At 70.8% G+C, this 24,805-nt stretch carries 21 protein-coding genes; 10 read left to right on the forward strand and 11 right to left on the reverse strand.

Annotated features, from left to right (window positions below):
* Positions 1–10: 10 nt before the first annotated feature.
* On the reverse strand, positions 11–1,339 hold the full coding sequence (locus ACYQ1K_RS17440; RefSeq protein ID WP_459984392.1) for a tetratricopeptide repeat protein: 1,329 nt from the start codon (positions 1,337–1,339) through the stop codon (positions 11–13).
* Positions 1,340–1,459: 120 nt separating this feature from the next.
* Between ACYQ1K_RS17440 and uvrC the strand changes: the two genes are divergently transcribed.
* The 9 genes from uvrC (at position 1,460) to ACYQ1K_RS17485 (ending at position 10,182) form a co-directional block, all read left to right on the forward strand.
* Entirely contained in the window at positions 1,460–3,424 is a 1,965-nt protein-coding gene (uvrC, locus tag ACYQ1K_RS17445; protein WP_459984393.1) for an excinuclease ABC subunit UvrC, read from the forward strand.
* The gene (gene rapZ / locus ACYQ1K_RS17450) at positions 3,425–4,321 is read left to right on the forward strand and encodes an RNase adapter RapZ (protein ID WP_459984394.1); all 897 of its coding nucleotides are present in this window, start codon (positions 3,425–3,427) and stop codon (positions 4,319–4,321) included. It begins immediately after the preceding gene.
* The gene (locus ACYQ1K_RS17455) at positions 4,318–5,307 is read left to right on the forward strand and encodes a gluconeogenesis factor YvcK family protein (RefSeq protein ID WP_459984395.1); all 990 of its coding nucleotides are present in this window, start codon (positions 4,318–4,320) and stop codon (positions 5,305–5,307) included. The genes rapZ and ACYQ1K_RS17455 overlap by 4 nt, the downstream gene beginning before the upstream one ends.
* Before the next feature lie 86 nt (positions 5,308–5,393).
* On the forward strand, positions 5,394–6,377 hold the full coding sequence (whiA, locus tag ACYQ1K_RS17460; RefSeq protein WP_459984396.1) for a DNA-binding protein WhiA: 984 nt from the start codon (positions 5,394–5,396) through the stop codon (positions 6,375–6,377).
* 126 nt (positions 6,378–6,503) lie between these two features.
* Positions 6,504–7,502 carry a type I glyceraldehyde-3-phosphate dehydrogenase gene (gene gap / locus ACYQ1K_RS17465; RefSeq protein WP_459984398.1) on the forward strand — a complete coding sequence of 333 codons (999 nt, stop codon included), beginning with the start codon at positions 6,504–6,506 and terminating at the stop codon, positions 7,500–7,502.
* Between the two features lie 14 nt (positions 7,503–7,516).
* Entirely contained in the window at positions 7,517–8,737 is a 1,221-nt protein-coding gene (locus ACYQ1K_RS17470; RefSeq protein ID WP_459984400.1) for a phosphoglycerate kinase, read from the forward strand.
* 2 nt (positions 8,738–8,739) lie between these two features.
* Positions 8,740–9,534 carry a triose-phosphate isomerase gene (gene tpiA / locus ACYQ1K_RS17475; protein ID WP_459984402.1) on the forward strand — a complete coding sequence of 265 codons (795 nt, stop codon included), beginning with the start codon at positions 8,740–8,742 and terminating at the stop codon, positions 9,532–9,534.
* Between the two features lie 34 nt (positions 9,535–9,568).
* Entirely contained in the window at positions 9,569–9,799 is a 231-nt protein-coding gene (gene secG / locus ACYQ1K_RS17480; RefSeq protein ID WP_459984485.1) for a preprotein translocase subunit SecG, read from the forward strand.
* Between the two features lie 23 nt (positions 9,800–9,822).
* Entirely contained in the window at positions 9,823–10,182 is a 360-nt protein-coding gene (locus ACYQ1K_RS17485; protein ID WP_459984404.1) for an RNA polymerase-binding protein RbpA, read from the forward strand.
* A 93-nt stretch (positions 10,183–10,275) separates the two neighbouring features.
* Here ACYQ1K_RS17485 and pgl read toward each other — a convergent pair whose 3' ends face one another.
* From pgl to tkt, 6 genes are read right to left on the reverse strand one after another with little or no spacing between them, the layout of a single operon-like run.
* A complete protein-coding gene (pgl, locus tag ACYQ1K_RS17490; protein ID WP_459984407.1) occupies positions 10,276–11,007 on the reverse strand; it encodes a 6-phosphogluconolactonase in 732 nt (243 codons plus the stop codon).
* Positions 11,004–11,927 (reverse strand): glucose-6-phosphate dehydrogenase assembly protein OpcA, encoded by a 924-nt coding sequence (locus tag ACYQ1K_RS17495; RefSeq protein WP_459984408.1) that lies wholly within the window; start codon positions 11,925–11,927, stop codon positions 11,004–11,006. Before ACYQ1K_RS17495 ends, pgl begins: the two co-directional genes overlap by 4 nt.
* Positions 11,924–13,468, reverse strand: a complete 1,545-nt coding sequence (gene zwf, locus ACYQ1K_RS17500) for a glucose-6-phosphate dehydrogenase (protein ID WP_459984410.1) — start codon at positions 13,466–13,468, stop codon at positions 11,924–11,926. The genes ACYQ1K_RS17495 and zwf overlap by 4 nt, the downstream gene beginning before the upstream one ends.
* Positions 13,465–15,183, reverse strand: coding sequence for a glucose-6-phosphate isomerase (gene pgi, locus ACYQ1K_RS17505; protein ID WP_459984411.1), 1,719 nt, complete (start codon positions 15,181–15,183; stop codon positions 13,465–13,467). The genes zwf and pgi overlap by 4 nt, the downstream gene beginning before the upstream one ends.
* Positions 15,180–16,298: a transaldolase gene (gene tal / locus ACYQ1K_RS17510; protein WP_459984413.1), complete on the reverse strand. Its 1,119-nt coding sequence runs from the start codon at positions 16,296–16,298 to the stop codon at positions 15,180–15,182. The genes pgi and tal overlap by 4 nt, the downstream gene beginning before the upstream one ends.
* A gap of 45 nt (positions 16,299–16,343) precedes the next feature.
* Positions 16,344–18,491 (reverse strand): transketolase, encoded by a 2,148-nt coding sequence (gene tkt / locus ACYQ1K_RS17515; protein WP_459984414.1) that lies wholly within the window; start codon positions 18,489–18,491, stop codon positions 16,344–16,346.
* 37 nt (positions 18,492–18,528) lie between these two features.
* Here tkt and ACYQ1K_RS17520 point away from each other — a divergent pair, with 37 nt between their 5' ends.
* Positions 18,529–19,473, forward strand: a complete 945-nt coding sequence (locus ACYQ1K_RS17520; RefSeq protein ID WP_459984416.1) for a heme o synthase — start codon at positions 18,529–18,531, stop codon at positions 19,471–19,473.
* A 118-nt stretch (positions 19,474–19,591) separates the two neighbouring features.
* On the opposite strand, the gene ACYQ1K_RS17525 is transcribed toward ACYQ1K_RS17520, so the two are convergent.
* The 4 genes from ACYQ1K_RS17525 to ACYQ1K_RS17540 all read right to left on the reverse strand — a co-directional run bounded on the left by ACYQ1K_RS17525 (position 19,592) and on the right by ACYQ1K_RS17540 (position 24,609).
* Positions 19,592–20,467, reverse strand: coding sequence for a COX15/CtaA family protein (locus ACYQ1K_RS17525; protein ID WP_459984487.1), 876 nt, complete (start codon positions 20,465–20,467; stop codon positions 19,592–19,594).
* On the reverse strand, positions 20,464–21,231 hold the full coding sequence (locus tag ACYQ1K_RS17530; protein WP_459984418.1) for an ABC transporter permease: 768 nt from the start codon (positions 21,229–21,231) through the stop codon (positions 20,464–20,466). The genes ACYQ1K_RS17525 and ACYQ1K_RS17530 overlap by 4 nt, the downstream gene beginning before the upstream one ends.
* Positions 21,228–22,169, reverse strand: coding sequence for an ABC transporter ATP-binding protein (locus ACYQ1K_RS17535; protein WP_459984419.1), 942 nt, complete (start codon positions 22,167–22,169; stop codon positions 21,228–21,230). Before ACYQ1K_RS17535 ends, ACYQ1K_RS17530 begins: the two co-directional genes overlap by 4 nt.
* 106 nt (positions 22,170–22,275) lie before the next feature.
* The gene (locus ACYQ1K_RS17540; RefSeq protein ID WP_459984421.1) at positions 22,276–24,609 is read right to left on the reverse strand and encodes a xanthine dehydrogenase family protein molybdopterin-binding subunit; all 2,334 of its coding nucleotides are present in this window, start codon (positions 24,607–24,609) and stop codon (positions 22,276–22,278) included.
* Positions 24,610–24,805: the final 196 nt, after the last annotated feature.

Here is a 24,805-nt window from a genome sequence, read left to right on the forward strand (position 1 = left end):
TCGCCGGACGTCATGCGGACGGAGCAACCGCTTCCACGATCGGCATGACGCTGCGTCGGCGGCGGACGGGTGACGTCGCGACCCGCCAAGCCTCGTCCCGGGGCGACCGGCGGCGGTCGAGCCGGTGGTCGAGCAGCGTGCGGGCCTCGTCCCACCGGTCCGCTCGGAGCAGGGCGGCGATCTGGGCCTCCTCGATGATCTCCCGCTGGGCGTCGGAGCCGCCGAGCCGGCGTACCTGCCCAGACAGCGTCGCGAGCGCGGTCGCGGCCTCGCCGCAGCGGCCCGTCACCATCAGCGCGAGCGCTCGGGCCAGCGGCGCGACGACCTCCCGCTGCGTCGCATGCTCGTGGCGAGCCGCCCACAGGGCGAGGCGGTCCAGGGCCCCGGCGTCGCCACTGCCGAGGTGGGCCACCGCGACGTGCATCGCCAGGAACGGCGTCGCGGGGCGCTCCATCGTGTCCCGCCCGGTCACGCCGACGACCTCGGAGATCGGCGGCACGTCGGCGGCGCCAGGCGTGAGAGCCCATCGGAAGAGCAGCGATCCGGAGTCGACGAGCGCTCGACACCCGAGCGCGTTCCCGGGCTGGAGCTGGGTCTCGTAGCGACGCCGTACCGCGTCGAGGTCACCGAGCGAGAGCTCATGGAGGGCCGCGTGCCAGGAGAAGTGGGACAGGGAGTCGGTCGCGGCACCGTCGCCGGTCACCCAGGCGTGCATCCAGGCCAGGCCGGCCGCGTGGTCGCCGGTCTCGTAGTGCGCGTGCGCCCGTGCATGCGCCGAGTGACCGGCACCGGGCTCGATCGCCAGCGAGGACACCGCGAGCTCCATCGCCTCGTCGTAGCGGTGCTGCTCCTGGCGGACGAACGCCAGTAGACCGGAGAACCACCAGTCGTCGCCGTAGGCCGGCCGACATCGCTCCACGATCGCCCATGCCTCCTCGGGGACCTCGGTGACGCCGGCGAAGGCGATCGTCGGCACGGCGGTGGAGAGCAGCAGCGCGTCGAGGGGGTACGCCGCGAGGTGGGCGACCAACGGGCGGGAGTCTCCCGTTAGGTGGGCGCCGACGGCGTGGACGTGGCTGCGCTCGCGGTCACTCGCCCGATGGGCGTGCAGGGCGGCGGCCTCCATGCGGGCCGGGACGTCGATGGGCGCGCACATCTCGTGGCCGAGCAGCGCGAGGGCCGCATGGCCGAGCGCGAAGGTCGGATCGTGGGCGATGGACTCCGCCAGGTGGTCGATGGCCCCCGCCCGCAGGCGGAGCACGTCGCACAGGCCACGACGGTATGCCGCCGCGGCGTTGTCGCTCGTCGTCAGGAAGTTGCCGTAGGGATCCCGCTTCACATTAATAACAGTAACTTACTGCAGTAATGACGCACGTCTGACACGAGGCGTCGCCATCGCCTCTTCGGGGCAGGTGGTGGTCCTCGCCGGGCTGTCGGAGCGCCGCCGTAGGGTTGGTTCGTGCCCGACCCGAGGACCTACCGACCCCGGCCCGGCGACATCCCGACGCAGCCCGGCGTCTACCGGTTCCGGGACCCGAAGGGCCGGGTCATCTACGTCGGCAAGGCCATCAACCTGCGCGCGCGGCTGTCGAACTACTTCCAGCCCCTCGCGAGCCTTCATCCGCGCACGGCGACCATGGTGACGACCGCCGCGAGCGTCGAGTGGACCGTGGTGAACACCGAGGTCGAGGCGCTCCAGCTGGAGTACTCCTGGATCAAGGAGTTCGACCCGCGGTTCAATGTGAAGTATCGCGACGACAAGTCCTACCCGTGGCTCGCCGTCACCGTCTCCGAGGACTTCCCGCGCGTGATGGTCGGACGCGGCGCCAAGCGCAAGGGCACGCGCTACTTCGGGCCCTACAGCCACGCGTGGGCGATCCGAGAGACCGTCGACGTCCTCCTGCGCGTCTTCCCGATGCGGTCGTGCAGCAACGGCGTCTTCAAGCGCAGCCAGCAGGTCGGCCGGCCCTGCCTCCTGGGCTACATCGAGAAGTGCAGTGCGCCGTGTGTGGGCAACATCAGCCCCGAGGACCACCGCGCGATCGTCGAGGACTTCTGCGACTTCATGGGCGGCCACACGGCAGGGTTCGTGCGCCGGATCGAGAAGGAGATGTATGCCGCCAGCGAGGCCCTCGAGTTCGAGCGGGCCGCGCGCCTGCGAGACGACCTCGGCGCGCTGCAACGTGCCCTGGAGAAGCAGGCCGTCGTGCTCGGCGACGGTGCCGACGCCGACGTGATCGCTCTCGCGGAGGACCCGCTCGAGGTGGCGGTCCAGGTCTTCCACGTCAGGGGCGGGCGCATCCGCGGTCAGCGTGGGTGGGTCGCGGACCGGGTCGACGAAGGGGAGACCGACAAGCTGGTCGAGGACTTCCTGCTCCAGCTCTACGCGGGGGACCCGGAGTCCATTCCGCGCGAGGTCCTGGTCCCCGCCCTGCCGCCCGAGCCCGAGGTCGCGGAGGACCTCCTCTCCGACCTGCGGGGCAGCCGCGTCCAGGTGCGCGTGCCGCAGCGGGGCGACAAGCGGACGCTGCTGGAGACGGTCGCCCGCAACGCCGGCCAGACGCTGGCGCTGCACAAGACCAGGCGAGCCTCCGACCTCACCACCCGCAACCAGGCGCTCGAGGAGCTGCGCGACTCCCTCGAGCTCCCTGAGGCGCCCTTGCGGATCGAGTGCTACGACATCTCGCACCTGCAGGGCTCGGAGATCGTCGCCTCGATGGTGGTCTTCGAGGACGGCCTCGCGCGCAAGTCGGAGTATCGCCGGTTCGTGATCCGCGGCCAGGAGGGCTCCGACGACGTCCGGGCCATGCACGAGGTCATCACCCGGCGCTTCAGGCGCCTTCTCGACGAGCAGGCGACGTCCGTGCCGTCGACGGAGATCGACGGCGCCCACGGCCCGATGCTCGTCGACCCCGAGACAGGGCGGCCCCGCAAGTTCGCCTACGCACCCGGCCTGGTCGTCGTCGACGGCGGCGCGCCCCAGGTGGCGGCCGCCGTGCGCGCCCTCGACGAGCTCGGGATCGACGATGTGCCCGTCTGCGGCCTCGCCAAGCGGCTGGAGGAGGTCTGGCTCCCCGGGCAAGCCGACCCGGTCATCCTGCCCCGCTCCTCGGAGGGCCTCTACCTGCTGCAGCGGGTGCGCGACGAGGCGCACCGCTTCGCCATCAGCCACCATCGCTCGCGACGGTCGAAGTCGATGGTCGAGAGCATGCTCGACGACGTGCCGGGCCTCGGGGAAGTACGTCGCAGGACGCTGCTCAAGCACTTCGGGTCCCTCCGCAAGCTGCGCGCCGCGACCGTCGAGGAGATCGGCGCGGTGCCGGGCATCGGTCCGGCCACCGCCGCGTCGATCAAGTCTGCGGTCGACAAGAATGGCGCCGGCATCGCCGTGAACACGGCGACCGGTGAAGTCGAGGAGACCTGAGTGAGCGAACCCGTGGCCGAGCAGCCCGCCGAGGAGGCCACCGGCGAGCTCGTCGTGGTCACCGGCATGACCGGTGCCGGTCGGAGCACCGCCGCGAAGGAGCTGGAGGACCTCGGCTTCTTCGTCATCGACAACCTGCCGCCCTCCCTCCTGCCCGATGTCGTCCGCCTGGTCGACGACAGTCGTGGCCGCCAGCAGCCGATCGCGGTCGTCGTCGACGTGCGGTCGGGCTCGTTCTTCGACGAGATCGGTCGTGCGCTCGTCCACGAGGGCACCGGCCGCAAGGCGACACTCGTCTTTCTGGATGCGACCGACGAGGTCCTCGTGCGCCGCCAGGAGGCCGCACGCCGGCCGCACCCGCTGCAGGGGTCGGGCCGGCTGCTCGACGGCCTCCAACGCGAGCGGATCGTGCTCGCCGACCTGCGCTCGCTCGCCGACCTGGTGATCGACACCTCGAACCTCAACGTCCACCAGCTCACCGACCGGATCGCCGACGCGTTCGGGACGCCCGACACGACCCGCCTGCGGGTGACCGTCATCAGCTTCGGCTTCAAGTACGGGATCCCGATCGACGCCGACTTCGTCGCGGACATGCGCTTCCTGCCCAACCCCCACTGGGTGCCCGAGCTGCGTCCCGGCAACGGGCGCGACAACCCGCAGGTGGCGGCGTACGTCTACAGCCGGCCCGGCGCCCGCGAGTTCCTCGACGGCTACGTGCCCGTCCTCGCCGGCGTGGCGGAGGGCTACCTGCGCGAGGGCAAGCGGTTCATGCGCGTCGCGCTCGGCTGCACGGGAGGCAAGCACCGCAGCGTCGCCATGGCCGAGGAGATCGCTCGGCGACTGCAAGACCGAGGGCTCGTCGCCCAGGCCCTCCACCGCGACCTGGGGCGCGAATGACAGACGCGGCACCCGGCTCATCGCACGACCGCGCCCAGGCCGTCGTCGCCTTCGGCGGCGGCCACGGCCTGCACGCCTCACTGTCCGCGCTCCGGGCCCTCGTCGACGACCTCACGGTCGACGAGCTCACGGCCGTGGTGACCGTGGCCGACAACGGCGGCTCGTCGGGTCGCCTGCGCCGGGAGTTCGACGTCCTTCCGCCGGGCGATCTGCGGATGGCGCTCGCTGCCCTGTGCGGATCCGACGACTGGGGGACCACATGGGCCGAGGTGCTCCAGCACCGGTTCGCCGGCGACGGCGAGATGAACGGCCACAACCTCGGCAACCTCCTCATCGTCGGGCTGTGGGAGCTGCTCGGCGACCACGTGACCGCGCTCGACTGGGTCGGACGGCTGCTCGGCGCCAAGGGCCGTGTGCTGCCGATGGCCCTCACCCCGATGGACATCACCGCGCAGGTGCGCGGGCTCGTGCCGGGAGACACCGACGCCCTGCTCGCCGTCCGCGGGCAGGTCGAGGTCGCCACCACCGACGGCGTCATCGACTCGATCGCACTCGTTCCCGACGATCCTCCGGCGGCGCCGGCTGCCCTCGACGCCATCGCCGGCGCCGACTGGGTCTTCCTCGGACCGGGGTCCTGGTTCACCTCCGTCATCCCGCATCTGATGGTGCCCGCGCTGCGCGACGCGCTCGCGGCGACCGACGCCCGCGTCGTCGTCGTGCTCAACCTCGCGGAGCAGCCCGGTGAGACACGGGGGTTCGGCCCGGCCGACCATCTCGCGGTGCTCCTCGAGCACGCCCCGGCCCTCACCGTCGACACCGTCCTCGCCGACGCGTCGTCGGTGGCCGACGGGCTCGCCGAGCTGGAGGAGGCGGTCGAGGCCTGCGGTGCCCGGCTCGTGCTGGGTGACGTGAGTCTCGGGGACGGCACCCCTCGACATGACCCGGTCAAGCTCGCCGCGGCGTATGCGGCGATCATGTCCGGCTGAAGGCCCTCACACGGCGCTCGGAAGACCCTGATCGACCTTCGCCGAAGCTGCGAGGAGTTGTTGACGCACGTGAAAGGATCGCAGCCATGGCGATGACGGGACAGGTCAAGGCGGAGCTCTCGGCCACGCAGATCACGAAGACCTGTTGCCGCAAGGCCGAGGTGGCCTCCACGCTGCGCTTCGCGGGCGGCCTGCACATCGTCAACGGACGCATCGTCGTCGAAGCCGAGCTCGACACCGGCGCGGCCGCTCGACGGCTCCGGCGCGACATCGCGGATGTCTACGGCCATCAGGCCGAGGTGACGATCGTGCAGGCGAACGGCATCCGCAAGGGCAGCCGCTACATCGTCCGCGTCACCCGCGAAGGAGAGGCGCTGGCCCGTCAGACCGGTCTCCTCGACCAGCGTGGCCGGCCGGTGCGCGGGCTGCCGCCCGCGGTCGTCGCCGGCGCGGCGTGTGACGCCGTCGCCGCCTGGCGTGGCGCGTTCCTCGCCCACGGCTCCTTGACCGAGCCGGGTCGCTCGTCCTCCCTGGAGGTCACCTGCCCGGGCTCCGAGGCTGCGCTCGCCCTCGTCGGCGTTGCGCGCCGGCTCGGCATCGGTTCCAAGGCGCGTGAGGTTCGCGGCGTCGACCGCGTCGTCATCCGCGACGGCGACGCCATCGGGCAGCTGCTCACGCGTCTGGGAGCGCACGAGTCGCTCATGGCCTGGGAGGAGCGCCGGATGCGCCGCGAGGTGAGGGCGACGGCGAACCGGCTGGCCAACTTCGACGACGCCAACCTGCGCCGGTCAGCCCGCGCGGCCGTGGCGGCCGGCGCCCGCGTCGAGCGGGCGCTGGAGATCCTCGGCGACGAGATCCCCGACCACCTGCGCCAGGCCGGCAGCCTGCGCCTCGAGCACAAGCAGGCGTCGCTGGAGGAGCTCGGCCAGCTGCACGACCCGGCGCTCACCAAGGACGCCATCGCCGGCCGGATCCGCCGCCTCCTCGCGATGGCCGACAAGCGCGCCGAGGAGCTCGGCATCCCCGACACCGAGGCGGTCCTGACGCCCGACATGCTGGTGGACGACTGAGCTCCGCAGCGGAGGCGCAAATCCAAAACTGCGAGACCGCGGTCGGTCTACCAGCTGGTAGTGGGTAGGGTCGTGGCCGTCCTTTCGATGGCGTGACTAAACGCGCCTCAGACTCCAGGAGTAGCAGTGACCGTTCGGGTAGGCATCAACGGATTCGGCCGCATCGGCCGCAACTTCTTCCGCGCCGTGCGCGCCTCGGGTCTCGACATCGAGATCGTCGGGATCAACGACCTCACCAACAACGCGACGCTCGCTCACCTGCTGACGTTCGACTCGATCCTCGGCCGCCTCGACGCCACCGTCTCCTCGACCGACGACGCGATCATCGTGGGCGGCAAGGAGATCAAGGCGTTCGAGGAGCGCGACCCGTCCGCCCTGAAGTGGGCGGACCTCGGCGTCGACGTCGTCGTCGAGTCCACCGGCTTCTTCACCGACGCCACCAAGGCGCGTGCGCACGTCGACGGGGGCGGCGCGAAGAAGGTCATCATCTCGGCGCCGGCGAGCAACGAGGACGCCACGATCGTGATGGGCGTCAACGAGGGGATCTACGACCCCGAGCAGCACACGGTGATCTCCAACGCCTCCTGCACGACCAACTGCCTCGCGCCGATGGCGAAGGCTCTCAACGACGGCATCGGCATCGTCAAGGGCCTGATGACGACCGTCCACGCCTACACGGCCGACCAGAACCTGCAGGACAACATCCACAAGGACCTGCGCCGTGCCCGTGCGGCGGCGCTCAACATCGTGCCGACCTCGACCGGCGCCGCGAAGGCGATCGGCCTGGTCCTGCCCGACCTCAAGGGCAAGCTCGACGGCTACGCGCTGCGGGTCCCGACCCCGACCGGCTCGCTCACCGACCTGTCGTTCGAGGCCTCGCGCGAGACCTCCGTCGACGAGATCAACGAGATCGTCAAGGCCGCCGCGGACGGCCGCATCCTGCGCTACTCCACGGACCCGATCGTCTCCTCCGACATCGTGACCGACTCGGCCTCCTGCATCTTCGACGCGCCGCTCACCAAGGTCATCGGCAACCAGGTCAAGGTCGCCGGGTGGTACGACAACGAGTGGGGCTACTCCAACCGTCTTGCCGACCTGATCGACTACGTCGGCAAGACGCTCTGAGGCCGGCCGCGGAGTTGAACAGCCTCGACGGGCTCGACCCGGAGTTCCTGAAGAGCGTCGCGGGCAAGCGTGTCCTCGTGCGCTCCGACCTCAACGTCCCGCTCAAGGACGGCGCCGCGGGCAAGCGTGAGATCACCGACGACGGGCGCATCCGCGCCTCGCTGCCGACGATCCGGGCCCTGTCCGAGGCCGGCGCACGCGTGATCGTGACGGCGCATCTCGGGCGCCCGGACGGCGCGCCCGACGCGGCGTACTCGCTCGCGCCCGTCGCCGCGCGGCTCGGCGAGCTGCTGGGCTCACCGGTCGCGTTCGCGACGGACACGGTGGGCGAGTCGGCACGCACCACGGTCGACCAGCTGGCCGACGGCCAGGTGGCGCTACTGGAGAACGTTCGCTTCAACGCGGGCGAGACCTCCAAGGACGACGCCGTCCGCGGTGCCTTCGCCGACGAGCTCGCCGCCCTTGCCGACGCCTTCGTCTCCGACGGCTTCGGCGTGGTGCACCGCAAGCAGGCGTCGGTCTACGACGTCGCCGAGCGTCTGCCGCACGCCATGGGCGGACTGGTGGCCGCCGAGATCGACGTGCTGCGGCGCCTGACCGACACGCCCGAGCGGCCCTATGTGGTCGTGCTCGGCGGCTCGAAGGTGTCGGACAAGCTGGGCGTCATCGACAACCTGCTGGGCAAGGCCGACAAGCTGCTCATCGGAGGCGGCATGGTCTTCACGTTCCTCAAGGCTCAGGGGCATGAAGTGGGCAAGAGCCTCCTCGAGGAGGACCAGATCGACACGGTCCTCGGCTACCTCGACCGGGCCGAGAGGTCCGGCGTCGAGATCCTGTTGCCGACCGACATCGTCGTGGCCGACAGCTTCGGCGACGAGGGCTCGGCGCGGGTCGTCGCCGCGACGCAGATCCCGGCCGACGCCCTCGGGCTCGACATCGGGCCGGAGTCGGGCGTCACCTTCGCCGACGCTGTCCGCCCTGCCAGGACGGTGTTCTGGAACGGTCCGATGGGCGTCTTCGAGCAGCCGGCCTTCGCGGAGGGCACGCGCGCCGTCGCTCAGGCACTGACGGAGGTCGCCGGGCTCTCTGTCGTCGGCGGTGGAGACTCCGCCGCTGCCGTCCGTGCACTCGGCTTCAACGAGGACGCGTTCGGTCACATCTCGACCGGCGGCGGCGCCAGCCTCGAGTATCTGGAGGGCAAGGAGCTGCCCGGCATCACGGTCCTGGAGAGCTGAGCATGGGCACGAGTCGCACCCCGCTGATGGCGGGGAACTGGAAGATGAACCTCAACCACCAGGAAGCGGTGGTGCTGGTCCAGAAGCTGGCGTGGACGCTGTCGGACAAGCGGCACGACTACGCGCAGGCTGAGGTCGTCGTGCTGCCGCCGTTCACCGACATCCGGTCGGTGCAGACGCTCGTCGACGGTGACCGCCTCTCGATCGGGTACGGTGCCCAGGACGTCTCGGTCCACGAGTCGGGCGCCTACACCGGCGAGATCTCGGCGGGGATGCTCAGCAAGCTGGGCTGCTCCTACGTCGTCGTGGGGCACAGCGAGCGCCGTCAGTACCACGCCGAGACCGACGAGCTCGTCGCCCAGAAGGCGAAGAGGGCGCTAGCGGCCGGCATCACGCCGATCGTCTGCGTCGGCGAGGGCCTCGAGATCCGCCAGGCCGGCACGCACGTGCCGTACTGCACGACCCAGGTCGTCGGATCGCTCGCCGGGCTGTCGGCCGAGCAGGTCGGCGGGCTGGTGATCGCCTACGAGCCGGTGTGGGCGATCGGCACCGGCGAGGTCGCCACCCCCGAGGACGCCCAGGAGGTGTGCGCGGCGATCCGCACGCAGATCCGGGAGACGTACGGCGACGAGGCGGCCGACGCCGTCCGCATCCAGTACGGCGGCTCTGTGAAGGCCGGCAACGTGGCCGCGATCATGGCCCAACCGGATGTCGACGGCGCTCTCGTGGGTGGTGCGAGCCTGCAGGTCGAGGAGTTCTCGGCGATCTGTCGGTTCTACGCCATGCCGATGCTCTGAGCATCACGCCTCGTGACGTAGGATCCCTCTCGTGCTGGAACTGGTGTTCACCATCATCCTCATCATCGCGAGCGCGCTGATGATCCTGCTGGTCCTTCTTCACAAGGGCCGGGGCGGGGGTCTCTCCGACATGTTCGGCGGAGGCGTCTCCAGCTCGCTCGGAGGGTCCTCCGTCGCCGAGCGGAACCTGGACAGGCTGACTGTCGGCATCGGCGCCATCTGGTTCGCCTGTGTCATTGCGCTCGGCCTGCTCAAGGCCTACTGAGAAGATCTGAAGGGGACGAAGACGTGGCTGGTGGAGGCAACGCGATCCGGGGAAGCCGGGTCGGTGCCGGTCCGATGGGTGAGGCCGAGCGCGGCGACGCCGCACCACGCAAGGTGGTCACCTACTTCTGCGCGCACGAGCACCGGTCGGTGGTGACGTTCGCTGTCGAGGCGACGGCACCGGACTCGTGGGACTGCCCGAAGTGTGGGCTGCCGGCGAGCCTCGACTCCGACAACCCGCCCCCGGCGCCGAAGATCGAGCCCTACAAGACGCACCTGGCCTACGTGAAGGAGCGTCGCTCCGACGCTGAGGCCGAGGTCATCCTCGACGAGGCGATCCAGCTGCTGCGCTCACGCCGCAAGTCGGGCGACATCATCTTCTGAGACGCACGCCCAGCGGTCGCAGATGATCGCTGCGTCATTGACGAGCAGACGCAGACAACCGCAGCAGGGCGGTCATCTGCGAGCGCTCGGCGTCTAGAGCTTCGAGGCGCTCTCGCGGTCGAGGAACCAGATCGTCTCGTCGCGTCCAGTCACCCCTGCGGCAGGGATGTCGCGCACGTCACGACCCCCGAGTGCACCGGCGACGGCGTCTGCCTTGCTGTCGCCCGACGCCAGGAACCAGACCGAGGCCGCCTTGTTGAGACGCGGGAGTGTGAGGCTGACCCGGTCCGGCGGCGGCTTGGGGGAGCCGGTCACGCCGACGGTGGTGCGGTCGGTGACCTCGAGCTGCGTGAATCCGGGGAACAGCGACGCGACGTGCCCGTCGGGGCCGATGCCCAGCATGAGGATGTCGAAGACCGCCGGGCCGCGCTCGATGAGCTCGGCCTCATACTGCCCGGCGGCCTCGTCGACGTCGCCCGCCGTCGCCGTCGAGGGCATCTCGTGGACGCGGTGCGTCGGCACGCCGACCGCGTCGAGGAAGGCGGCGCGCGCCTGACCGGCGTTCCGCTCCCCGGAGTCGGGAGCAACGAACCGCTCGTCGCCGAACCAGACCTCGACGGCGCCCCAGTCGACGCCGGACTCCGGGGAGAGCCGGGCGACCTCGTGATGGATGCTGTCGGCGATCGTGCCGCCGGTCAGCACGATGTGGGGGACCTCGCCGGCCGCCTGCAGGTCGGCGACCCTGCTGAGGAGCTCGCCAGCCACGGCGGTCGAGAGAGCGGCAGGGTCCTCGTGGACCTCGACACGGGCGTCGTCCTGAGTCATCGTGCCTTCTTCCTGGTCGAGCGGGGGTCTGCGAGCCGACGAGCCGTGGCGGCGTAGACGTCGTCCTCGTCGAGCCGGCGCAGCTCCTCGGCGAGGAGCTCGGGAACCTCACGGCGCTTCAGCGCAATCGGTCGGTCCGGGCGGCCGGGGGTGGTGAAGGTCGCCAGTCGCCCGTCCGGGCGGGAGATGCGGATCGGGCCGTCCTTCGTCTCCAGCTCGACCTGGGTGATCCCCGGACCGTCCGACGCGTGGCGCTCCACGGGCACGCGCAGCCGGTCCTCGAGCCATGCGGCCATGAGGTCCGCGCTGGGGTTGCCCTTCGAGGCCGAGACGCTCGCGGCGCTGACCTTGAGCGGATGCTGGTCCAGCGCTGCGGCGAGCAGAGCCCGCCAGGGGGTGAGCCGCGTCCACGCGAGGTCGCTGTCGCCGGGGGCGTGTGCGGCACACAGACCAGCGAGGACGCGGTGACGGTTGCGTCCCACGGAGGCGCTGTCGGTGATCCGGCGCTGCGCCAGGCGGCCGAGCGGGTCGGACGCGGGGTCGGTGGGCGCGTCGTGGGGCCACCACACGACGACGGGGGAGTCAGGCAGCAGGAGCGGAAGAACGACGGACTCGGGGTGCTTGGCGACCTCGCCGGTGAGCTTGATGAGGGCCGTCTCCCCGCCCCAGCCGTCACCGATCGCCACCGCAGCACTGACCGAGCCACGACCGCGCTTGTCGCCCAGCACGACCGCGAGCACACGTGCCGGATGCTCCCGGGAGGCCTGGCGGGTCTGGTCGAGTGCGGCGTCGGCGTACTCCTCCTCGACGACGATGACCAGCGTGAGGACCATGCCCATCGCCGGGGACCCGGCGTGCCGGCGGGCGCGCACGAGCGCGGCGGCGATGCCTGCCGCATTGGTGTTCTCGATCGAGATCATGGTCGCCTCCACGTGCGGCCGTCGCGCGCGAGCATCTCGTCGGCCATGGCCGGTCCCCACCCGCCCGAGGCGTACTCCTCCGGGCCTCGCCCCGCCTTGTCCTGCTCGGCCCAGTGGTCGAGGACGGGGTCGAGGATCGTCCAGGACAGCTCGACCTCCTCGTGCCGCGGGAACAGCGGCGGGTCGCCGAGGAGCATGTCGAGGATGAGTCGCTCGTAGGCCTCCGGCGACGACTCGGTGAACGAGCCCCCGTAGGCGAAGTCCATGTTGACGTCGCGGATCTCCATCGCGGTGCCGGGCACCTTCGACCCGAACCGCGTCGTGATGCCCTCATCGGGCTGGATCCGGATGACGAGGGCGTTCTGGGTGAGCTCCTCGGTCGACGAGGCCCCGAACGGCAGGTGTGGAGCGCGCTTGAAGACGATCGCGACCTCGGTCACACGCCGCCCGAGCCGCTTGCCGGTCCGCAGGTAGAAAGGCACGCCGGCCCAGCGTCTGGTGTCGATCCCGAGCTTGACGGCGGCATACGTCTCCGTCGTCGAGCGAGGCGCGATGCCCTCCTCCTGGCGGAAGCCGACCACCTTCTCTCCGCCGGCCCAGCCGGCGGCGTACTGACCGCGGGCGGTGTGGCGGGACAGGTCGCGGGGCAGGACGACCGACGACAGCACCTTCTGCTTCTCGATCCGCAGGGAGGCGGCCTCGAACGACGTCGGCTCCTCCATGGCGACGAGGGCCATCAGCTGCAGCAGATGGTTCTGGATGACGTCACGAGCGGCCCCGATGCCGTCGTAGTAGCCGGCCCGGCCTCCGATGCCGACGTCCTCGGCCATCGTGATCTGCACATGGTCGACGTAGTTGTTGTTCCAGATCGGCTCGAACATCGTGTTGGCGAACCGGAACGCCAGGATGTTCTGGACGGTCTCCTTGCCGAGATAGTGGTCGATGCGGAAGACCGAGCCGTCGGGGAAGGCGCTGTCGAGCAGGCGGTTGAGCTCGCGTGCGGACTCCAGGTCGTGCCCGAACGGCTTCTCGACGACGACCCGGCGCCAGGAGTCGCCCGACGGGTCGGCCAGGCCGTGCTCCTTGAGCTGTCCCACCGCGTCGCCGAAGAACCTCGGCGGGATCGCCAGGTAGAACGCGTGGTTGCCTCCGGTGCCGCGGACGGCGTCCAGCTCCTCGATGGTGCGGCGCAGCTTCTCGAACGCGACGTCGTCGTCGAAGTCGCCCGGCACGAACCGGAAGCCCTCGGCCAGCTGCCTCCACACCTCCTCACGGAACTCCGTGCGGGCGTGCTCCTTGACGGAGTCGTGGACCACCTGCGCGAAGTCCTGGTCGGCCCAGTCGCGGCGCGCGAACCCCGTCAGGGCGAACCCGGGCGGCAGCAGACCGCGGTTGGCCAGGTCGTAGATGGCCGGCATGACCTTCTTGCGGGACAGGTCGCCGGTGACCCCGAAGAGCACCAGACCGCAAGGGCCGGCGATGCGGGGGAGCCGGCGGTCGCGGGGGTCCCTCAGCGGGTTCGTCGCCACGTGAGCGGTCACCGCCGATGAGCGCGGTAGTAGTCGATGAGCCCGCGGGTCGAGGCGTCCTGCTCGGCCGCCGGGTCGGCGTCTCCGGACTGCGGGGTGCTCAGCGCCGGGCTGATCTGGAGCGCCAGCTGCTTGCCCAGCTCGACGCCCCACTGGTCGAAGCTGTCGATGCCCCACACGACGCCCTGGGTGAAGGTGATGTGCTCGTAGAGGGCGATCAGCTGACCCAGGACCGACGGCGTCAGATCGCTGGCCATGATCGAGGCCGTCGGCCGGTTCCCCGGGAAGACCCGAGCCTGGACGACCGCCTCAGGTGCTGGCCGCGCCGGGTCCCCTTCGGCCCGCACCTCGTCGGCCGTCTTGCCGAAGGCAAGCGCCTGGGTCTGGGCGAGGAAGTTCGCCAGGAGGAGCTCGTGCACGTCGACGCTCTGTCCGTCGTGGACGTCGCGCAGCGGGAACGCCGGGTTGGCGAAGGCGATGAAGTCGGCCGGGATCAGGCGAGTGCCCTGGTGGATGAGCTGGTAGAACGCATGCTGGCCGTTCGTGCCCGGCTCACCCCAGAAGACCTCGCCGGTCTGGGTCGTCACCGGCGTGCCGTCCCAGCGCACGCTCTTGCCGTTCGACTCCATCGTCAGCTGCTGCAGGTAGGCCGGGAAGCGGTGCAGCAGCTGGGAGTACGGCAGCACCGCGTGCGTCTCGGCGTCCAGGAAGTCGGTGTACCAGACGTTGAGCAGGCCCATCAGCGCCGGCACGTTGGACGCGGTCTCGGTGGTGCGGAAGTGCCGGTCCATCGCGTGCATGCCGGCCAGGAGCTCGCCGAACCGCTCGGGACCGACAGCGACGACCAGGGAGGTCCCGATGGCGGAGTCGACGGAGTAGCGGCCGCCGACCCAGTCCCAGAACCCGAACGCGTTCGCCGGGTCGATGCCGAAGGCCGCGACCTTCTCCAGGGCCGTCGAGACGGCGACGAAGTGCTTCTCGATCGCCTGCTTCTCGTCGACGCCGAGGCCGAGCTGCTCGAGCAGCCACGACTTGCACAGTCGCGCGTTGGTGAGCGTCTCCAGGGTGCCGAACGTCTTGCTCGAGACGATGAAGAGGGTGGTCTCCGCATCGAGCCCCGCCAGCTTGGTCGCCGCGTCGGTCGGGTCGATGTTGCTGATGAACCGGCACTCGATCTCAGGATGGTGGTAGGCCGTCAGGGCCTCGTAGGCCATCACCGGACCCAGGTCGGAGCCACCGATGCCGATGTTGACCACCGTGCGGATCCGCTGGCCCGTGACGCCCTTCCACGCACCCGAGCGGACCCGGTCGGCGAAGTCGTAGACCCGGTGGAGCACCTCGTGCACCTCGGGGACCACGTCGGTGCCGTCGACGCTGGGCCGCTCCTCGGACGAGGCGTCGGCCGGCAGCCGCAGGGCGGTGTGCAGGACGGCACGGTCCTCGGTCACGTTCACGTGATCGCCGCGGAACATCGCCTCGCGACGCTGCGCGAGACCGACCTCGTCCGCCAGGCTCAGGAGCGCGGCCAGGACCTCGTCGTCGAGGAGGCTCTTGGACAGGTCGACGTGGAGGTCCGCCGCGTCGAAGGTCAGCCGGCGGGCGCGGTCGGGATCGCGCGCGAACCAGCCGCGCAGGTCGGGGGCGAAGCCCTCAGCCAACGCGGCCAGCCGCTGCCACGCCGGGGTCGTCGTCGGATCGACAGGCCCGTCGGTGACCTCGGAGCTCACGCGTCGGCCGCCTGCGCCATCTGCCCCTTCACGGTGTCCTGGAGCTCGACCCACGAGGCCTTGAACTTGTCGACTCCCTCGGTCTCGAGCGTCAGGAACACGTCGTCGATGTCGATGCCGGCCGCGGACAGGCGGTCGAAGACCTCCTGGGCCTCGGCGCTCTTGCCGGTCACCTGGTCGCCGTGCACCTCGCCGTGGTCCGCGAAGGCCTCGAGCGTCTTCTCGGGCATCGTGTTCACGGTGTCCGCGACGACGAGGTCGGTGACGTAGAGCGTGTCGGGGTAGGCCGGGTTCTTCACGCCGGTCGACGCCCAGAGCGGACGCTGCGGGTTCGCCCCAGCCTGTGCCAGAGCCTCCCAGCGGTCGGAGGAGAAGACCTCCTTGAAGGCGGCGTACGCCAGCCGGGCGTTGGCGACCGCCGCCTTCCCCCGCAACGCGAGGGCCTCGTCGCTGCCGATCTTCTCCAGGCGCGCGTCCACCTCCGTGTCCACGCGGCTCACGAAGAACGAGGCCACCGAGCGGATGGTGGACAGGTCGATGCCGGCCTCCTTGGCCTTCTCGAGCCCGGCGAGGTAGGCGTCCATGACGGCGCGGTGACGCTCGACGGAGAAGATCAGCGTGACGTTGACGCTGATGCCCTCGGCGATCGCGGCGGTGATCGCCGGCAGACCCTCGAGGGTCGCCGGGATCTTGATGAGGGCGTTCGGACGACCGACCGCGGCCCACAGCGCCTTCGCGCTGTCGATGGTCGCCTGGGTCTCGTTGGCCAGCGTGGGCTCGACCTCGATCGAGACCCGGCCGTCGTCCTTGGTGGACTCGGCGACCGGCGCCAGGATGTCGCAGGCGTTGCGCACGTCCTCGGTGGTCAGCTCGAAGATGACCCTGTCGACGTCGGCGCCGTCGGCGACGAGGGCGCGGACCTGGTCGTCGTACCGCTCGCCGTTGGCGATGGCGGCCGCGAAGATGGTCGGGTTCGTCGTGACGCCGACGACTGACCTCTCCTTGACGAGCTCGGCGAGGTTGCCGGTCTCGATGCGGTCACGGGACAGGTCGTCGAGCCAGATGGACACGCCGGCATCGGCCAGCGCCTTGAGACGATCGCTCTGGGTGCTCACAGTTTCTCCTTCGGATCGTTGGTGGAACGCGACTACGGGGTCCCCTTATGCCTGCTTGGCCGCGGCGTCGATGCTGTCCTTCGCAGCCTGCGCCACTGCCTCCGGAGTGAAGCCGAACTCCTTGAAGACGCGCGCTGCGTCGGCCGACGCGCCGTAGTGCTCGATGCTCACCATGCGGCCGGCGTCGCCGACGTACTCGCGCCAGCCCTGGCGGATGCCGGCCTCGACGCTGACCCGCGCCTTCACCGTCGGTGGCAGGACCTGGTCACGGTAGGCCTGGGTCTGCTGCTCGAACCACTCGATCGAGGGCATCGACACCACGCGTGCCTTGATCCCGTCGGCCTTCAGCTGCTCGCGGGCCTTGACGGCCAACTGCACCTCTGAGCCGGTGCCGATGAGGATGACGTCGGCCTGGCCGCCGTCGGCCTCGACGAGCACGTAGCCGCCCTTGGCCACGTTGTCGGTGGTTGCGAAGCCTTGCTCGCCGCGCGGGAAGATCGGGAGGCCCTGCCGGCTCAGGATGAAGCCTGCGGGACGGTCGGAGTTCTTGAGGATCTGCAGCCACGCGGCAGCGACCTCGTTGGCGTCGGCCGGACGCACGATGTCGAGACCCGGGATGCCGCGCAGCGCCCACAGGTGCTCGATGGGCTGGTGGGTCGGGCCGTCCTCGCCGAGCCCGATCGAGTCGTGGGTCCAGATGTAGATGACCGGCGCCTTCATGAGAGAGGCGACGCGGACCGAGCCGCGCATGTAGTCGGAGAACGTGAGAAACGTCCCTCCGAAGACGCGGGTGCCGCCGTGCAGGGCGATCCCGTTCATGATCGCGCCCATGCCGTGCTCGCGGATGCCGAAGTGGAGGACGCGACCCTGCAGCGGGTCGCCCTCCCAGAGGTTGGTGGAGCGCTCCTTCGGGATGAAGGACTTCGCGCCCTCGATGGTGGTGTTGTTGGACTCGGCGAGGTCGGCCGAGCCGCCCCACAGCTCCGGCATGAGGTCGGCGACGGCGTTGAGCGTCTTGCCGAACGCGGCGCGGGTCGCGATGCCCTTCTCGTCGGCAGCGAAGGTCGGCAGAGCATCCTCGAGGCCCTCGGGCACCGCGCGCTGCCTCATGCGGTGGAGGATCTGGGCGCTGTCGGGGTTGGCGGCCGTCCACGCCTCGAACTCCTTGTCCCAGGCGGCGGCCCACTCCTTCCCGCGCTCGAGCAGGCCGCGAGTGTGCGCGAGGACGTCCTCGGGGACCTCGAAGGTCCGCTCGGGGTCGAAGCCGAGGATCCGCTTGGTCGCGGCGACCTCGTCGGCGCCCAGGGCCGAGCCGTGCGCCTTGCCGGTGCCCTGCGCCTTGGGCGCGGGCCAGGCGATGATCGTGCGCAGCACGATGAGCGATGGCTTGCCGGTCTCGGCCTCCGCGGCGCGGATCGCGTCGTAGAGGGCGGGCACGTCCTCCTCGTACGTCGTCAGGTCGTGGGTCCAGTCGACCGTCTGCACGTGCCAGCCATACGCCTCGTAGCGCTTCGCCACGTCCTCGGTGAAGGCGACGTCGGTGTCGCCCTCGATCGAGATGCGGTTGGCGTCATAGATGACGGTCAGGTTGCCGAGCTCCTGGGTGCCCGCGATGCTCGAGGCCTCGCCGCTCACACCCTCCTCGAGGTCGCCGTCGGAGGCGATCGCGTAGATGTGGTGGTCGAAGAGCGAGTCGCCCTCGCCCGCGGTCGGGTCGAGCAGGCCGCGCTCGCGCCGGGCGGCCATCGCCATGCCCACGGCGTTCCCGACGCCCTGGCCGAGGGGGCCGGTGGTGACCTCGACTCCGGCGGTGTGGCCGAACTCCGGGTGCCCCGGCGTCTTCGAGCCCCACGTGCGCAGGCTCTTGAGGTCGTCGAGCTCGAGGCCGAAGCCGCCGAGGTAGAGCTGGATGTAGAGCGTGATCGAGCTGTGGCCCGCGCTGAGGACGAATCGGTCGCGCGCCATCCAGCTCGGGTCGGCCGGGTCGTGGCGCATGACCTTCTGGAAGAGGAGGTAGGCGGCAGGCGCGAGACTCATCGCAGTGCCCGGGTGGCCGTTGCCGACCTTCTGGACCGCGTCCATCGCCAACACCCGGACGGTGTCGACCGCCTTCTTGTCGAGTTCGGTCCACTCCAGCTCGGTGGTGGTGTTCACAGGCTTCCTCTCGGGATCATGCGGGGGCTCCACGGCCATTTCCGAGCCTACTCATGCCCGGCGTTAGACTCACCACGTGACCTACGTCGACCAGCAGGTTCCCCGCGTCCAACGCCAGGAAACCGCTGGGGCGACCGTCAGGGACGTCGTGGCTGCGTACGTCGGCCTCACCAAGCCACGGGTCATCGAGCTGCTCCTCCTCACGACGGTACCCGTGATGTTCTTCGCTGCACGTGGGGTCCCATCTCTGGGGCTCGTGCTGGCGACCGTGGTGGGCGGGACGCTCTCGGCCGGGTCCGCCTCGGTGTTCAACTGCGTCTACGACCGCGACATCGACGAGCAGATGCGCCGCACCCGTCGCCGGGCGCTGCCCCGCCACATCGTGTCGCCACGCTCGGCGCTCGTCTTCGGCACGGTCCTGGGCGTCGTCTCCACGCTGGTGCTGTGGGCGTTCGTGAACCCCCTCTCGGCTGTGCTCTCGGTCACAGCGAACGCGTTCTACGTCTTCGTCTACACGATGCTGCTCAAGCGTCGGACGACGCAGAACATCGTCTGGGGCGGCATCGCCGGCTGCTTCCCGGCCCTCATCGGCTGGACGGCCGTGACGGACTCGCTCTCGTGGGCGCCGGTCGTGCTCTTCGCCGTCGTGTTCTTCTGGACCCCGCCCCACACGTGGGCCTTGGCGCTGCGCTATCGCGAGGACTACGCCAACGTCGATGTCCCGATGCTGCCGGTCGTCAAGCCCGCTCGCGAGGTGGGCCGCCAGATCGTCATCTACTCCTGGGTCATGGTCGCCACCTCGCTCCTCCTGTGGCCGGTGGCCGGCACGGGCGTCTTCTACACCGCCTGCGCGGTCGTCCTCGGCGCGGTCTTCCTCGTCCAGGCCCACCGGATGCTCGCCCGCTCGCGCGGCACCGAGGACCTCACCGTCATCCGCCCCATGCACCTGTTCCACAGCAGCAACCTCTACCTCTCGCTGCTGTTCGTCGCCGTCGCGCTGGACCCGCTGATCTCGCGCTGACCGATCGGCATCGCGGCGGGAACGTGGGCCGCCCGCTGCGGCCCGCTGGCGCGACACGCCGAGTGCGCCGGCGTGTCGCGGGGTCTCCGCGCGCGGAAGGGCCGCCCCGGCGTGACAATCAGGCAGGCTGGCGGACCCGCAGGAGCACCCACGTGACGGCGGCGGAGATGAGCGCGGCGCCGAGCATGTGGAAGCCGACGAGGACGATCGGCAGGCTCGTGAAGTACTGCACGAAGCCGATGGCACTCTGGGCGACCTCGACGCCGAGGAGGACGGCTGCTGCCTGGACGGTCGCGGCCGGCGCGCGCAGCGCCAGGGCGGCGAAGAGGAGCCCGACGGTGAGGCCGACGAAGAGAAAGACCAGGTCGGCGTGGAGCTGTGACATCTGCAGCGGCGAGAGCCCGTTGCGAGGGCTGTGGGCGTCGCCCGCGTGAGGTCCGGAGCCGGTGACCACGGTCCCGGCGTAGAGCACCAGCCAGGCGGCGCCGAACGTCACCCAGGCGAGTCCCACGACGGGGCCGCGCGCGACGGGCACGCCGGCGTGGTCGATGCGCCACAGGAACAGCACGGCCAGGCCGATGATCGCCATCGAGCACAGCAGGTGGAACGAGACGATCCACGGGTTGAGGTCGGTCAGCACCGTGATGCCACCGATGACCGCCTGCGCCGGGATGCCGAGAGCGATCCAGAGCGAGAGCAGGCGCAGGTCGCGTCGCCCGGTCTGCCAGGCTGCGACGAGTGTCGCGATCGCGATGGCGGTGAGCACGAAGGTCAGCGTGCGGTTCCCGAACTCGATGGCGGAGTGCACGTTGAGGTTGGCGTGCGGCGTCATGGACGCGTCGGTGCATCGCGGCCAGGTCGGGCAGCCGAGGCCGGACCCCGTCAGGCGCACGGCCCCGCCCGTGACCACGAGCGTGATGTTCGCGACGAGCGTGGCCCACCCGAGCGGCCGGACGAGCCGCCTGGTGGCGACGAGGGGGGCGGTCTGGGTCATTCCCACGTGAACGTCCTAGCGGTGAGGACCGAGCCGACGACGGCCCAGCCGAGGAGCACGCCGAGGTCGCGCCACGCGACCGCGCCGTCGAGGAAGGCGGTGCGGACCGCCTCTCCCAACGCGCCGGAGGGCAGCCAGGTGGCGATGGAGCTGAAGCCGCCGTACGCCGACGCGGGCAGCACGACCGCACCGCCGGCAAGAAGCAGCAGGTAGATCAGGTTGGCGGCTGCGAGCGTCGCCTCGGCGCGCAGGACTCCTGCGACGAAGAGTCCGAGCGAGGCGAACGCCGCGGTCCCGAGCACGACGGCCAGCAGGAAGCCGACGACGCCCGGCTCCGGCGTCCAGCCGAGCAGCTGGCCGACCCCGCCGATCACGAACAGCTGCAGCAGCTCGACCAGGAGCAGGGCCAGCACCTTGCCCGCCAGCAGGCCGAGCCGGGGCAGCGGGGAGGCGCCGAGCCGCTTGAGGACGCCGTACCGGCGCTCGAAGCCCGTCGCGATCGCCAGCGAGGTGAAGGCGGTCGACATGATCGCCAGGGCGAGGACGCCCGGCGTGAAGATGTCGACCAGCGCGTGGTGCTCGTGGAGGTTGAGGTGCTGACCGCCCTTGACGCCGCCGATCAGCACGATGACCGGGATGACCACGGCGAGAAGCAACTGCTCGCCGTTGCGGAGCATGAGTCGGGCCTCCATGGAGGCCTGAGCGAGCACCTGGCGGTGCAGCGGCGCGCTGCCGGGCAGCGGGGTGAACGTGCCCGCGGTCATGGTTGCAGCTCCCGTCCGGTCATCTCGAGGAAGACGTCCTCCAGGCTGCGGCGTCCGAGGGTCAGCGACTCGGGCAGGACGTCCTGCTCCTCGCACCACCGTGACACACGGGCGAGCGTGGTGCTGTCGGCCGGACCGGCGACCATCAGGCTGCGCTCGTCGAGCTGGGTGACCTCGGTGCCGGCTCCGAGCGCTGCGCGCAGCGAGTCCGGCGCTCCCGGTGGGAACGGCCGCGTCACGACCAGCCGGATGGTGGCCGCCGTGCCGCCGCGCGTCAGCTCGAGGGGCGAGCCCGACGCCACGAGCCGGCCGTGGTCGATGATGTGCACGTGGTCGGCCAGCTGCTCGGCCTCCTCGAGGTAGTGCGTCGTGAGCACGACGGTCACCGCGTCCTCGCGCAGCTCGCGCAGGAGCTCCCAGGTCGTACGCCGGGCCGCCGGGTCCATCCCGGCCGTCGGCTCGTCGACGAAGACGATCTCGGGCCGCCCGACCAGCGCCATCGCGAGGCCGAGCCGCTGCTGCTGGCCACCGGAGAGGCGCCGGTACGGCGTGCGTCCGCACTCGTCCAGCCCGAGCCGGTCGGCCAGCATCGAGATGTCGAGCGGGTTCGCGTGCAGGCGGGCGACGTGGCGCAGCATCTCCATCGCTCGCACCCCGCTCCACGCGCCCTGGCCCTGGAGCATCACGCCGATGCGGGGGAGCAGCTCGCGCCGGTCGGCGATCGGGTCGAGCCCGAGGACGCGCACGAGGCCGGACTGCGGCTTGCGGTAGCCCTCGCACGTCTCGAGCGTGGTGGTCTTGCCGGCGCCGTTGGGGCCGAGCACAGCGGTGATCGAGCCACGTCCGACTGAGAGCGAGAGCCCGTCGACGGCGGTCTTGTCGCCATACCGCATCACCAGACCGTCGACCTCGACGGCAGGGGATGGAGCGTCGGGCACCTGGGAAGTGTAGGAACCCGCTGGGCGGGGATGGGAACCGGGTGCCCCGGACACCGGGGCGCGCCCCGGTCGCGCGAGCGGAGCGACCGCAGTCAGCACAGACCCCCTAGATCTCCGCGCTGTCCGTCACCGACCCTCCTTCGGAGTCCGACGGGATGGTCTCGAACGCGGCAGGCGGCTCGCGCCACGGGTCGGGCAGTGTGCCCGCCTGCGCCTGCGCGATGGCCCGCCACACCCGTTCGGGCGTGCAGGGCATGTCGAGGTGGCGCACACCGAGGTGCGAGAGCGCGTCGACGACGGCGTTCTGGACCGCGGGGGTGGAGCCGATCGTCGCCGACTCGCCGATGCCCTTCGCGCCGAGGGGGTTGATGGGCGTCGGCGTCTCGGTGGTGGAGACCTCGTAGGCGATCGCGTCCGCAGCGGTGGGCATGGTGTAGTCGGCGAACGTCGCGGTCAGCGGGTTGCCCTCGGCGTCGTAGACGAAGTGCTCCCACAGCGCCTGCGACATCCCCTGCAGGGTGCCACCGTGCTGCTGACCCTCGACGAGGAGGGGGTTCAGGACGCGTCCGCAGTCGTCGACGGCGACGTGCCGCAGCGGAGTGACCAGCCCGGTCTCGGTGTCCACCTCGACGACCGAGACGTGGCAGCCGAAGGGGAAGGTGGCCGCGTCGGCCTTGAAGTCGTCGACGTCCGCCAGTGGCGTGCCCTGGGCCGAGGCCTCCTCGGCCACCCGGGCCCAGTTGAGCGTGGCGCCGGGCACTCCGCGCACGGCGAAGCCGCCGTCGACGACCTCGATGTCGGCGCCGCTGGCCTCGAGAAGACGAGCGGCGATCTCACGGGCCCGGTCCAGCACCTTGTCGGCGGCGCGTCCGACGGCACTGCCGCCGAGCTGCAAGGACCGCGAGCCGCCAGTGCCGCCACCGCTGCGCACGAGGGCGGTGTCGGACTGGACGAACCGGATGTGCTCCAGGGGGATCCCCAGACGGTCCGAGACGATCATGGCGAACGAGGTCGCATGCCCCTGGCCGTGTGCCGACGTGCCTGCGCTCACCGTCGCCGTGCCGTCGGCATGGACCTCCACGGAGCCGAACTCGGACCCGGCGAAGCCGGTGATCTCGACGTACGTCGCCAGGCCGATGCCCAGCTGCTTGACCTCTCCGGCCTCGCGTCGCCGAGCCTGCTCGGCCCGGAGTGTGTCCACGTCGGCGATCTCGAGCGCCTCCCGCAGGGGCAGGTCGAAGTCGCCGATGTCATAGCGCGCGCCGGTCACCGTCTCGTAGGGGAAGCCGTCCTTCGGGATGAGGTTGCGGCGCCTGATCTCCTCCGGGGCGAGGCCGAGCTCGTCGGCGGCGAGGTCCATGAGCCGCTCGATCAGCGCCGCCGCCTCCGGGCGACCAGCGCCCCGGAAGGCGCCCATGGGGGCGGTGTTGGTGAGGGCGGCGATGGCGGCGTAGGTGATCCGAGGGATCTCGTAGACGCCCTGGGACATCAGGTAGGTGCCGCCGAGGGGGAACGTCCCGCCGAAGCCGCCGTAGGCCCCGCAGTCGCCGATCAGCCGCAGGCGCATGCCGAGGATGCGGCCGTCCTCGGTCAGACCGAGCTCGGCGTACTGCACCTGGCCGCGTCCGTGCATCGAGAGCATCGACTCGCTGCGCGTCTCGGTCCACTTCACCGGTCGGTCGAGGTGCTGGGCCGCCGCGACCACGGCGGCGTGCTCGGCGGTGGCCCCGGCCTTGCCGCCGAATGCCCCACCGACGTGCGGCGCGACGAGTCGGACGCGCTCGGCCGGAAGCCCCGCGAAGTCCGCGAGCTGGTCTCGTGCCATGTGCGGCTGCTGCGTGGTGAGCCAGATCGAGAGCTCATGGTCGCCGCCGTCGGGGTCGCCGGGACGCACGACGATCGCATGCCCCTCCATCGGAGCGGTCGCGACGCGCTGGTTCTCGATCCGCGCCCGGACGACGTGGGCGTCGGGCGGCCATGGGTCGCTCTGGTCGTCGTCCTTGCGGGACGCGGCGACGTTGCTGCCCAGCTCCTCGAACTGCAACGGCGCGCCGTCGGTGAGCGCCTCCTCCATGTCGACGACCGCCGGCAGCGGGTCGTAGTCGACCTCGACGAGCTCGGCGGCGTCGACCGCTTGGGCGCGGGTCTCCGCGACGACGAGGGCGACGGGCTCGCCGACGTACCGCACCCGGTCGGTGGCCAGCGGCGGACGGACCAGCCGCTTGTCGGCCACGGCGAACGGGCGCAGGGTCCGACCCTCGAGGTCGCGCGCCGTGAGCACCGCGACGACGCCAGCCGACGAGCTCGCCTCGTCGGTGTCCACCGAGGACACGCGGGCATGAGCGAAGGGGCTGCGGACGAAGACCGCGTGGAGCAGGCCGGCCTCCTGCTGGTTGTCGACGAAGGTCGACCTCCCCACGAGGAGGTCGGGGTCCTCCACCCGTCGAACGACAGTTCCCAGCAACGATCCCGGCATCATGGCTCCATCTGCGAGGTGACTCGGCTCACGACGAATCTAGCCGCCCGGCAGCGCGACCGGACAACCCCTCCGCTTGCGCGCACCACCAGGGGGTGGCGGAGGCCAGGTAAGGGTCACCTTGCTTGAACCGCCGTCGGCAATAAGCGCACACTGGTGT

Source organism: Nocardioides sp. AN3 (genome assembly GCF_054653495.1).